This window comes from Sinomonas sp. (assembly GCF_036848755.1).
Lineage (GTDB): Bacteria > Actinomycetota > Actinomycetes > Actinomycetales > Micrococcaceae > Sinomonas.
In genome coordinates, this window is the sequence record NZ_DAIUJO010000116.1 from 1 (window position 1) to 11,001 (window position 11,001).

At 68.3% G+C, this 11,001-nt stretch carries 10 protein-coding genes; 4 read left to right on the forward strand and 6 right to left on the reverse strand.

What is annotated here, in order from left to right; genetic code table 11:
- From V7053_RS15490 to V7053_RS15505, 4 genes are all read left to right on the forward strand, one after another.
- Window positions 1-546, forward strand: a 546-nt coding sequence (locus V7053_RS15490; protein ID WP_334173168.1) for an ATP-binding protein, incomplete at its 5' end; no start/stop codon positions are given.
- Complete coding sequence (gene dprA, locus V7053_RS15495) at window positions 543-1,790, forward strand: DNA-processing protein DprA (RefSeq protein ID WP_334173169.1); 1,248 nt, start codon at window positions 543-545, stop codon at window positions 1,788-1,790. The genes V7053_RS15490 and dprA, both read left to right, overlap by 4 nt.
- A 67-nt stretch (window positions 1,791-1,857) precedes the next feature.
- Entirely contained in the window at window positions 1,858-2,784 is a 927-nt protein-coding gene (locus tag V7053_RS15500; RefSeq protein WP_334173170.1) for a tyrosine recombinase XerC, read from the forward strand.
- Between the two features lie 242 nt (window positions 2,785-3,026).
- Complete coding sequence (locus V7053_RS15505) at window positions 3,027-3,530, forward strand: DUF3145 domain-containing protein (RefSeq protein WP_334173171.1); 504 nt, start codon at window positions 3,027-3,029, stop codon at window positions 3,528-3,530.
- A gap of 88 nt (window positions 3,531-3,618) precedes the next feature.
- On the opposite strand, the gene fabF is transcribed toward V7053_RS15505, so the two are convergent.
- From fabF to aceE, 6 genes are all read right to left on the reverse strand, one after another.
- Window positions 3,619-4,854 carry a beta-ketoacyl-ACP synthase II gene (fabF, locus tag V7053_RS15510; protein ID WP_334173172.1) on the reverse strand — a complete coding sequence of 412 codons (1,236 nt, stop codon included), beginning with the start codon at window positions 4,852-4,854 and terminating at the stop codon, window positions 3,619-3,621.
- A 107-nt stretch (window positions 4,855-4,961) separates the two neighbouring features.
- Entirely contained in the window at window positions 4,962-5,207 is a 246-nt protein-coding gene (locus tag V7053_RS15515; protein WP_334173173.1) for an acyl carrier protein, read from the reverse strand.
- A gap of 104 nt (window positions 5,208-5,311) precedes the next feature.
- Complete coding sequence (locus V7053_RS15520) at window positions 5,312-6,373, reverse strand: beta-ketoacyl-ACP synthase III (RefSeq protein ID WP_334173174.1); 1,062 nt, start codon at window positions 6,371-6,373, stop codon at window positions 5,312-5,314.
- Window positions 6,370-7,323 carry an ACP S-malonyltransferase gene (locus V7053_RS15525; protein WP_334173175.1) on the reverse strand — a complete coding sequence of 318 codons (954 nt, stop codon included), beginning with the start codon at window positions 7,321-7,323 and terminating at the stop codon, window positions 6,370-6,372. Before V7053_RS15525 ends, V7053_RS15520 begins: the two co-directional genes overlap by 4 nt.
- Window positions 7,324-7,434: 111 nt before the next feature.
- Window positions 7,435-8,673 carry a PucR family transcriptional regulator gene (locus V7053_RS15530; RefSeq protein ID WP_334173176.1) on the reverse strand — a complete coding sequence of 413 codons (1,239 nt, stop codon included), beginning with the start codon at window positions 8,671-8,673 and terminating at the stop codon, window positions 7,435-7,437.
- 191 nt (window positions 8,674-8,864) lie between these two features.
- Window positions 8,865-11,001, reverse strand: a 2,137-nt coding sequence (gene aceE, locus V7053_RS15535; RefSeq protein ID WP_334173177.1) for a pyruvate dehydrogenase (acetyl-transferring), homodimeric type, incomplete at its 5' end; no start/stop codon positions are given.

Consider the following 11,001-nt stretch of genomic DNA (forward strand, 5'->3'; position numbering starts at 1 on the left):
GTCAGCATCGACCGCGCCGCGGGCACGGCAGCTTATCCGGCCCGGTTCCTGCTCGTGCTCGCGGCCAATCCGTGCCCCTGCGGACAGGGCTCTGGCAAGGGGCTTCTGTGCTCGTGCCCACCTCAAGCGAAACGACGGTATCTTGCTAGGCTTTCCGGTCCGCTGCTCGACCGCGTGGACATCCAGCTGGGCGTGCGGCGAGTCTCCGCGGTTGACCTCGGAAGCAACAGCCCTGGCGAGGCGTCACACGCGGTCGCAGCTCGAGTCTTGATGGCGAGGGAGCGTCAGGCCGAGCGGCTGCGTCCCTTCGGCTACTCGACCAATGCGGAAGCACCGGGTCGGCTTCTGAGGGGCCCGCTGAGGCTACCTTCCACATCGACAAGCATCCTGGATCGTGCCATGGAGATGCACACCCTCACAGCTCGCGGCTACGACCGAGTTCTACGGCTCGCGTGGTCCATCGCCGACCTGGCTGGCAATGACCGGCCGAGCCCCGACAACGTGGGCGAGGCGCTGCTTCTGCGCACCACCGAGGAGGTCCGATGAGCGGCGAACCGAAAGCCCGCGGCGGCGGCCTCGGGATTCCCCCCGGCGGACAAGGCCTGGAAGAGACAAGGATCGCCAGAGCGGCTCTCACCCGGCTCATGGAGCCCGGCGATGCAACGGGTGCCCTGTTGGTGATGGCGCTGGGCCCCCTGGAAGGTCTGCAGGTGGCCACGGGAAAGCGCTCCGTCGATCCCGCGATCGAGGGGCGTGTCCGGAGCCTCCTGCTCGGTCGGGGAACGAAGGCCTGGGAAGGCTTTGCTGCAGCGTCAGAGCGCTGGAGGGGTAGAGTTCCGGATCTCGCACCGCACCGCGATCTCGAGACGGGCGCGCGATTCGGGGGGAGGTTCGTCATTCCTGAGGACCCGGAGTGGCCGGACGGGTTCGAGGACTTGGGGGAGCAGGCACCGCACGGGCTGTGGGTGCGGGGCGAGGACCAGCTTCCGTCCCACCGGTCGGCGGTCGCCCTGGTCGGGTCGCGCAACGCGACGAACTACGGGCTGAGCGTCGCCGGAGAAATCTCCAAGGGCCTCGTCGACCGTGGCGTCACGGTCGTGAGTGGCGGCGCCTACGGTATCGATGCCCAGGCCCATCGGGCGGCATTGGCAACGGAAGGGACCGGCCTCCCGACCGTGGCCGTCATGGCCGGTGGGCTGGACCGCTATTACCCGTCCGGCAATGAGGAGCTCCTCCGCGAGGTGGCCCGTCGCGGCTTGCTCGTCTCCGAGCTCCCGCCCGGGGGAGCGCCTACGAGACACCGGTTCCTTCGGCGGAACAGGCTCATCGCGGCGCTTGCGGCGGTGACGGTCGTGGTCGAGGCCCAGTGGAGGTCAGGGGCGCGAAGCACGGCACATCACGCGGCCGACATGGGGCGCATCGTGGCCGCAGTGCCCGGCTCCATCTACAGCGCGAGCTCGGCGGGCTGCCATCGGCTTCTTCGGGACGGAGTTGCCGTCTGCGTCACCGACGTCCAAGAGGCCTACGAGCTCCTGGCACCGGCGGGCGAGGGACTCGGGGGTGATCGGGAAGACCGCCCCGCCATTCATGATGGCTTGGCGGTCGAAGACTTGATCCTCTTCGATGCGCTGCCTGTGCAGCGAGGAGCGGGCATCGACAGCCTGACCACGGTCGCTGGGCTCAGCGCTGCTCAGGTCAGGGCAGGGCTCGGACGCCTCCAGCTCATGGGCCTGTGCCAACAGACGGCTGGCGGGTGGCGAAGGAGGGACCAGCAGGCGGAGAACCGATAGAGGATTGTGACGGGGGTTCGGGGAGTGTCGCCTTGGTCCCACCACAGAGGGCGGCCAGAGTGGGCTTGTGACCGAAGAGACGCCCCTTCCCGCGGGCCTGCGCGAACCCCTCGAAGGGTTCTTGAGGCACCTCGCGCTCGGGCGAGGTCGTTCCGAGCACACGGTCCGCGCTTACGAAGGCGATCTCCTGTCCATGCTGCAGTCGGCACGGCAGGACGGGGCGCGGGAGCTCCCAGACCTCGACCTTGCGCGGCTTCGACGGTGGCTTGGGCGGCAGAGCGAAGCGGGGCTCGCGAGGTCGACGCTTGCGCGCCGCACCGCCGCGGTGAGGTCGTTCATGGCGTGGGCAGTGCGCGAGGGCCTGCTCGACGTCGACCCCTCGCTACGGCTGGCTTCGCCCAAGCGTCACCCGAGCCTTCCGGACGTCCTCCACCAAGATCAGACCCGGCGGCTGCTTGATGGCCTTGCCGACGCGGCAACGCAGGGGGATCCAGCGGCCGTTCGCGACTGGGCGCTCGCCGAGCTCCTCTATGCCACGGGCATCCGTGTCTCCGAGCTCGTCGGTCTCGACGTCGATGACGTGGACCAGCACACCCGGACTGTTCGCGTGCTCGGTAAGGGCAACAAGCAGCGGACGGTGCCGTTCGGCGTCCCGGCCGCCAACGCCGTCGTCCGCTGGCTCGGGGCGCGTGCGTCGTTCGTGACAGGGAGCAGCGGTTCCGCTCTCTTCCTCGGTCGCCGCGGCGGCCGCTTGGGCCAGCGGCAGGCACGGGAGACGATCGACGCTGCCCTCAAGGCTCTCGGAGATACCGCGGCGAGCGGTCCCCACGCCCTGCGCCACACGGCGGCGACCCATCTGCTCGATGGCGGCGCGGACCTTCGGTCCGTTCAGGAGCTTCTGGGGCACTCGAGTCTCGCTACAACGCAGCTCTACACACACGTCTCCGTTGAGAGGCTCCGGTCTAGCTACCTCCAGGCGCATCCGAGGGCCTGACAGCCGGAGGCGGAAGCGTTTCGGGCGCAACACGCCGCAACGCCCTCCATGGTGCTGGCGGTTCCGCCTCCTGTCGTGCAGAATGGCCCGTGACGGCTATCCGCGCCCGAGGTCAGCACCGTGAGTGTCCAGCACTGTGCAGGCTTGGGAGGAAAGGCGCCAACAACTGAAACAACCACTGGTTCACGCACTCCGTGCTGACGGTCGTAGGGGAAGACGTACCGACAGCGATGGAGGATGGAATGTCTGCAGTGATGACCCGTGGTCTGCTGTTCGTGCACTCGGCACCGAGTGCTCTATGCCCGCACGTCGAGTGGGCGATCGGCTCCGTCGTTGAGAAGCGCACGGATCTTGAGTGGTCCCCTCAGCCCGCAGCGCCCGGGATGTTCCGCGCCGAACTCTCGTGGGTGGGTGCTCCGGGCACGGGCGCCCAGCTCGCGTCCTCCCTCAGGGGGTGGGCTCACCTGCGCTATGAGGTCACCGAGGAACCGAGCCCAGGCGTCGACGGCGCTCGTTGGTCGCATACTCCGGAGCTTGGGATCTTCCACGCCACGACGGACGTCCACGGCAACATCATGGTGACCGAGGATCGCATCCGGTATGCGTACGAGGCCGGAGCCGGCGACCCCGGCGTCGTCTTCCAGGAGCTCTCGCTTGCCCTCGGGGAGGCCTGGGACGAGGAGCTCGAACCCTTCCGGCACGCGGCCGAGGGAGCGCCGGTTCGGTGGCTGCACCAAGTCGGCTGAGCTAGCCGCACCCACCTTCATCGCGCACGAAGAGGGCCCGCAGAACGCGAGCCCTCTTCGTGGTCTGTGCGCGAGTGCGTCGACAGGGTCAGTGATTGCGGACGACAAGGACGGCGTTGTGGCCGCCGAAGCCGAACGAGTTGCTGAGTGCAACGATGTCACCCTGCGGGAGGTCGCGCGCCGTCGTCACGACGTCGAGCGGGATCTCCGGGTCCTGATGGTCCAGGTTGATCGTCGCGGGCGCCTTTCGCTCATGGACGGCGAGGACAGTGAGCACTGCCTCGACCGCGCCCGATGCCCCGAGAAGGTGTCCCATCTGGGACTTCGTCGCCGAGACCGCGACGTCGTCGACGTGCTGGCCCAGTGCCGCCTTGAGTGCCGTGTACTCCGGCTTGTCGCCAACCGGCGTCGAGGTCGCGTGGGCGTTGACGTGCACGATGTCCTCGGGCTGGACGCGGGCGTCGAACATCGCAGCCTTGAGAGCGCGCGTCGCCCCGAGTCCCTCGGGATCAGGGGCCGTGATGTGATAGGCGTCTGCCGTCACGGAGGTGCCCGCGAGCTCGGCGTAGATGCGGGCTCCCCGGGCGAGGGCGTGCTCTTCGGCCTCGAGCACGAGGGCTCCTGCCCCTTCGCCCATGACGAAACCGTCCCGATCGATGTCGTAGGGGCGCGACGCGTGCTCGGGATCGTCGTTCCGCTTCGAGAGGGCCTGCATCGACGCGAATGCCGCGAGCGGCATCGGGTGAATCGCGGCTTCAGCGCCCCCGACCATGACGACGTCGGCCTTGCCCGAGCGGATCAGCTCCTGGCCCACGGCCATCGCCTCCGTCCCGGAGGCGCACGCCGAGACAGGGGTGTGGGCGCCGGCCCGCGCGCCCAGGTCCAGGCTCACGGCGGCAGCGACGCCGTTCGGCATCAGCATGGGCACCGTCATCGGCAGGATGCGTCGCGGACCCTTCTCCTTCAGCGTGTCCCAGGCGTTCAGGAGGGTCCACACGCCGCCGATGCCGGTAGCAAACGCCACCGCGAGACGGTCGTGGTCGATCTCCTCGATCCCGGAGTCCTTCCAGGCTTCACGGGCGGCGATCACGCCGTACTGCGTCGAGGGGTCCATGCGCTTCATCTCGACCCGACCGAGCACGTCCTCGGCAGGTACGGAGAGTTTGGCTGCGATCTTCACAGGGAGGTCGTACTTCTCCACCCAGTCGTCGGTCAGCTGGCGGACCCCCGATACTCCTTTGAGGGCGTTCTGCCAGAGGGTGGGAACGTCCCCGCCGATCGGCGTGGTGGCGCCGAGGCCAGTGACGACAACTTTGCGGGCCATGCTGCACTCTTTCCGGGTCATGGAGCCGCCGCTGCGGAAGCTGCGAAGGCTTGCAGGTGGAGCAGACGGCCGGCACCGAGAAGGTACCGGCCGTCAGCGAAGAGAGATCAGGCCTGAGCCTTCGAGATGAAGTCGACGGCGTCGCCGACGGTCGAGAGGTTCTTGACCTCCTCGTCCGGGATGCGGACGCCGAACTTCTCCTCGGCGTTCACGACGATGGTCATCATCGAGATCGAGTCGATGTCGAGGTCGTCCGTGAAGGACTTGTCCAGCTGGACCGACTCGGGGGCCAGACCGGTCTCCTCGTTGATGATCTCGGCCAGGCCGGCGAGGATCTCTTCGTTGCTAGCCATTTCGGCTCCTTCTCTCTGATCGCCGGCTGGCGCCGACTGGCTGGGCAAGCCGCTTGTGCGGCTTGGCTTCGCGCGCCCCGTGCACCGGCCGGCGCGCTGGGGAACTAGGGGAGGGCGATGACCTGTGCGCCGAACACGAGGCCGGCACCGAACCCGATCTGAAGCGCGAGTCTGCCACTTAGATCGGGGTTCTCCTTGAGCAGTCGGTGCGCGGCAAGCGGGATCGACGCCGCCGAGGTGTTGCCGGCGTCCGCGATGTCGCGGGCGACGATGACGCTCTCGGGCAGCTTGAGCTGCTTGACCATCTCGTCGATGATACGCATGTTCGCCTGATGCGGCACGAATGCTGCCAGGTCCTCGGGCCTGACGCCCGCCGCGTCCATCGCGCGCTTTGCGACCTTCGCCATCTCCCAGACGGCCCACCGAAACACCGACTGTCCGTCCTGACGCAGGGTAGGCCAGATCTTCGCTTCGGTGCCGAGGACGGCGGCCGCCTCGCCTGCGCCCTCGCGCTCGGCCTCGTCGGAGAGATCCCGGACGTCGAGGAGGGAATGGGTCATGCCGATCGTGTTCCACTTGCTGCCGTCGGAGCCCCACACCGAGGGGCCGATCCCAGGAGTCTCGGACGGGCCGACGACGACTGCCCCCGCACCGTCGCCGAGGAGGAACGAAATGCTTCGCTCGGTGTTGTCGATGTAGTCGCTGAGCTTCTCGGCACCGACCACGAGGACGTACTCGGCGGCGCCGGAACGGACGAGCGCGTCGGCTTGGGCGATGCCGTAGCAGTAGCCGGCACACGCGGCTGAGATGTCGTAGGCGGGGGCGGGCGTCGCGCCCAGGCGGTCACACAGGAGCGCGGCGGCCGAGGGCGTCGCGTACGGGTGGGACACGGTCGAGACGATGACGGCGCCGAGTTGGGAGGCCTCGATGCCCGCCTTCTGGATCGCCTCGCGCGCGGCACCTTCGGCCATGTCGATGAGATCGACCTCAGCGGGGGCACGGTGGCGCGTGACGATTCCGGTGCGTTGGCGGATCCACTCGTCGGACGAGTCGATCCACTGGCAGATCTCCTCGTTCGTGACGTACACCGAGGGACGGTAGGCACCGAAGCTGAGGACCCGCGAGTGGTTCTGGACGGGCGCCTGTCGGAGCGTGGGGGCGCTCATGCGAGTTCCTCCTCGGTCGAGGGGTTCTGCTCCGCATCGGCGGCGAACAGCTCGAGGGCGGCCGTGAGGTCGGCAGGAGTCTTTACGGCAACCGTTTTGACGCCGGGCAGCCCGCGCTTCGCGAGCCCGGCCAGCGTGCCGGCAGGAGCGAGCTCGATGAGGCCGGTGATGCCGAGGGCCTTGAACGTCTCCATACACAGGTCCCAGCGCACAGGGCGGGACACTTGGGCGACCAGGCTCTCGACGGCGGCGGTGCCGGAGACGACCTCGCGCCCGTCGTAGTTCGACAGCAACGGAACAGCCGGATCGACGACGTTGAGGCTCGTGCGCAGCTCTTCGAGGGCCGCGACAGCTGGGGCCATGTGCTGCGTATGGAAGGCGCCTGCCACCTTGAGGGGGATCACGCGGGCCTTGGCCGGGGGGTTCGCGGCGAGGGCTGCGAGTTGCTCGAGGGTGCCCGCGGCGACGATCTGGCCGGCGCCGTTGACGTTCGCAGGGGTCGCGCCTACTGCTTCGATGGCACGCTGGACCTCGTCGGGATCACCGCCGAGCACCGCCGTCATCCCCGTGGGTGTGACGGCGGCGGCCTTGGCCATCTCGCGAGCACGGAGGCCTACGAACTTCATGGCGTCCGTCTCGCTCAGCACGCCCGCTAGCGCAGATGCGGTGATCTCGCCGACCGAATGGCCGGCGAGGACGACAGGCAGCGTCGAGAGCTCGACGTCGAAGAGCGACCGGGCGGCCACGAGACCGGCGGCGACGATGAGGGGCTGGGCGACAGCCGTGTCCTTGATGGTCTCTTCGTCAGACGTCGTTCCGTGGGCGACGAGATCGAGGCCGACGACCTCGCCGAGCGCACCGAGCTGCTCGGCGACAGACGGCAGCTCAAGCCACGGGGCGAGGAAGCCCGGCGTCTGGGAGCCCTGTCCAGGGCAGACAATTGCTAGCACGTTTCCAGCTTTCCAAAGTGCGGTTGGTTCCAGCGGTGCCCCCACGTACCAAGCTCCAGAACCCGGATTGTAGGAAGTCTACAACGGCGCCTCGCGCGTCGAGGGGCAATCTCAGGTGCTCTGGCGCACCGCCCGGTCGCGCGCCGAGGGCTGCGCGGCGAGTCTGCCGACGACGAGCGCAGTCTGCAGCACGAACGCCTCGCGCGGCAGGAGCGGGTCCCAGCCCGTGACGTCGCAGACCCGGCGGAGGCGGTATCGCACGGTGTTGGCGTGCACGAAGAGCTCCCGGGCGGTTGCTTCGAGCGAATGCCCGAGCTCGAGATACGCGCTGAGTGTCTCGACGAGTCCGTTCGACGCTGCGAGGAGCGGCCGGTAGATCTTCTGGACGAGCGCGCGGCGCGCCGCGTCGTCGCCCGCGACGACGCGCTCGGGGAGGAGGTCATCCGCGGCGACCGGCCGGGGCGCGTTCGGCCAGGCCCGAGCGGCGGAGAGGCCCGCGAACGCGGCCTGTGCCGATGAGCTGACCTCGGGAAGACTGTCCGCGCGCGGCCCGAACACCACCGGACCGGGCGCAAACAGCTCACTGAGGCGCGTGTAGGCCGTCTCGTCCTCCTCGATGCCGCCGAGGATGAGGATGAGGCGGTCCCCTTGGATGCCCACGAGGGCGTCTTTCGCGTACCGGCTCGCGGTACGCCGCATGTCTCCGACGTAGCTCGGGCTGGGCTCAAGCGGGGAGCTGCCGACCATCACGGCAAAATTGTCCTGCGCCTTCCAGCCGAGTGCAGCGATCCGGGACCTCAGGGCGTCCGTGTTCTCGCCGCGGAGTATCGCATCCACGATCAGAGCCTCGAGCCTCGTATCCCACGACCCCCGCGTTTCGGCCGCCCGCGCATACACGTCTGCGGCGGCGAACGCGACCTCCCTCGAGTAGCGGAGTACGGCCTCGCGGAGGGCGGGCTGGTCGTCCTCCGACGCGAGGTTCGGCACCTGATCCTCGACCACTTCGACGACGATCCGGATGAGTTGGAGTGCCTTCTGGAGGCTGATCGAACGGGTCAGCTCAGTGGGCGCGTTGCCGAAGACGTCGGAGAGGACCCATGAGGGAAGCGTCGGTCGCTCGTACCAGGTGACGAACGCCGCGATCCCATTCTGGGCGACGAGTCCGAGCGCGGAGCGTTCGTCTGCGCTGAGGCGCCCGTACCAGGGAAGCGCCCGCTCGAGCTCGCGGGTCGTCGTCGTCGAGAGCTGGCCGACGCTGTTGCGCAGCTTCTTGAGAGTCTCTGCCTTGGCAGGGGAGGCCGTGAGGCGCCCCCGGCGGGGGCCCCCTGCTGCATGCGTCTGAGTCGGCATGTGAAGAGCATAGGCTCCGGGCCGCCGTCCCCTGAATTTGTGCGAAGGCTACAAGAAGGGCCGGCCTGCATCGGGCGGTCGGCGGCGCGAACGACGACGGCGGCGCCCCCGCTGTGGGGAGCGCCGCCGTCGTCCGTGGTCGCCAAGGGGAAGCGTCCCCTGGCGGGGGAGACCCAGCGAGGGGCCGCCGGTTAGCTCTCTCCGCCCGCGTTGCCGGTCGTCCCGGCGTTGACGTCGAGCAGCCGGTAGCGCTCGAACGCCTGGCGCGGGGCATCGCCGTCGACCTCGCCACGGCGGGCAAGCATCTGCAGAGCCCGTACCACGACCGAGTGGCTGTCGATGTGGAAGTACCGCCGGGCCGCCGCCCGAGTGTCCGCGAAGCCGAAGTCGTCTGCACCGAGGGTTGCGAACTCGTTCGGAAGGAACTGCCGGATCTGGTCCGGGACGGCCTTCATGTAGTCCGTCACGGCGACGATCGGTCCGGTGGCCCCTGCAAGCTGCTGCGTCACGAACGGGACCCGCGGTTCCTGGCCTGGGTTGAGGAACGCCTCCTGCTCGGCGGCGAGGCCATCACGACGGAGCTCGTTCCAAGAGGTCACGCTCCACACATCGGCGGAGACACCCCATTCCTCGGCGAGGATCTGCTGGGCCTCGAGGGCCCACGGCACGGCGACGCCAGAGGCGAGCAGCTGGGTCCGCGGGCCGTCGATCTTGGCGGGCGCGAGCAGGTAGATGCCCTTGAGGAGACCCTCGACGTCGAGCTCCTCCGGCTCCGCCGGCTGGACGATCGGCTCGTTGTACACCGTGAGGTAGTACATGACGTTGGGATCCGGGTGGTTGCCGCCGTACATCCGCTCGATGCCCGACTTCACGATGTGGCCGATCTCGTACCCGTAGGCGGGGTCGTAGGTGACGACCGCAGGGTTGGTCGAGGCGAGCAGCGGCGAGTGCCCGTCAGCATGCTGCGTCCCCTCGCCGGTCAGGGTCGTGCGGCCGGCCGTCGCGCCGATGATGAAGCCGCGCGCCATCTGGTCGGCCGCGGCCCAGATGCCGTCGCCCGTGCGCTGGAAGCCGAACATCGAGTAGAAGACGTAGACCGGCACCAGCGTCTCGCCGTGCGTTGCATACGACGTTCCAGCACCGGTGAACGCCGCAATCGAGCCGGCCTCGTTGATGCCGGCGTGCAGGATCTGGCCAGCCGGCGACTCCTTGTACGCGAGCACGAGGTCGCGGTCCACGGAGAGGTAGTTCTGGCCCTTGGGGTTGTAGATCTTGGCCGTCGGGAAGAAGGCGTCCATGCCGAACGTGCGGGCCTCGTCGGGGACGATCGGCACGATGCGCTTGCCGAATTCCTTGTCCCGCATGAGGTCCTTGAGCAGGCGGACGAACGCCATGGTCGTCGCGGCCTGCTGCTTTCCGGAGCCGCGCTTGGCCACCTCGTACGCCTTCTCGTCCGGCAGCGCGATCCCCTGATGCGGGCCGCGTCGCTCCGGCAGGAAGCCGCCGAGAAGCTTGCGCCGTTCCATGAGGTACTGGATCTCGGGGGAGTCCATGCCCGGGTGGTAGTAGGGCGGGCGGTAGGGGTCCGCCTCGAGCTGCTCGTCCGTGATGGGGATGCGGAGATGATCGCGGAAGTCCTTGAGGTCCTGCAGCGTCATCTTCTTCATCTGGTGGGTCGCGTTGCGGCCCTCGAAGTGCGGCCCGAGACCGTAGCCCTTGACCGTCATGGCCAGGATGACCGTCGGCTTGCCCTTGAACTCGGTTGCAGCCTTGTAGGCCGCGTAGACCTTCCAGTAGTCGTGGCCGCCGCGCTTGAGGTTCCAGATCTGCTCGTCCGTCAGGTCCGCGACGAGCTCCTTCGTCTCCGGCGTCTTGCCGAAGAAGTGCTCGCGCACGAATCCGCCCGACTCGGCCTTGTAGGTCTGGTAGTCGCCATCGAGCGTCTCGTTCATGATCTTGACCAGCTGACCGTGGGAGTCCTTCTTGAGAAGGCCGTCCCACTCGCGTCCCCAGATGACCTTGATGACGTTCCAGCCGGCGCCGCGGAAGAAGGCCTCGAGCTCCTGGATGATCTTGCCGTTGCCGCGCACCGGGCCGTCGAGGCGCTGGAGGTTGCAGTTGATGACGAAGGTGAGGTTGTCGAGGTTGTCGTTGGCCGCGAGCTGGAGGAGGCCGCGGCTCTCGGGCTCGTCCATCTCGCCGTCGCCGAGGAACGCCCAGACGTGCTGGTCGGAGGTGTCCTTGATCCCGCGGTTTTCGAGGTAGCGGTTCGTCTGCGCCTGGTAGATCGCGTTCATGGGCCCAATGCCCATCGAAACCGTGGGGAAC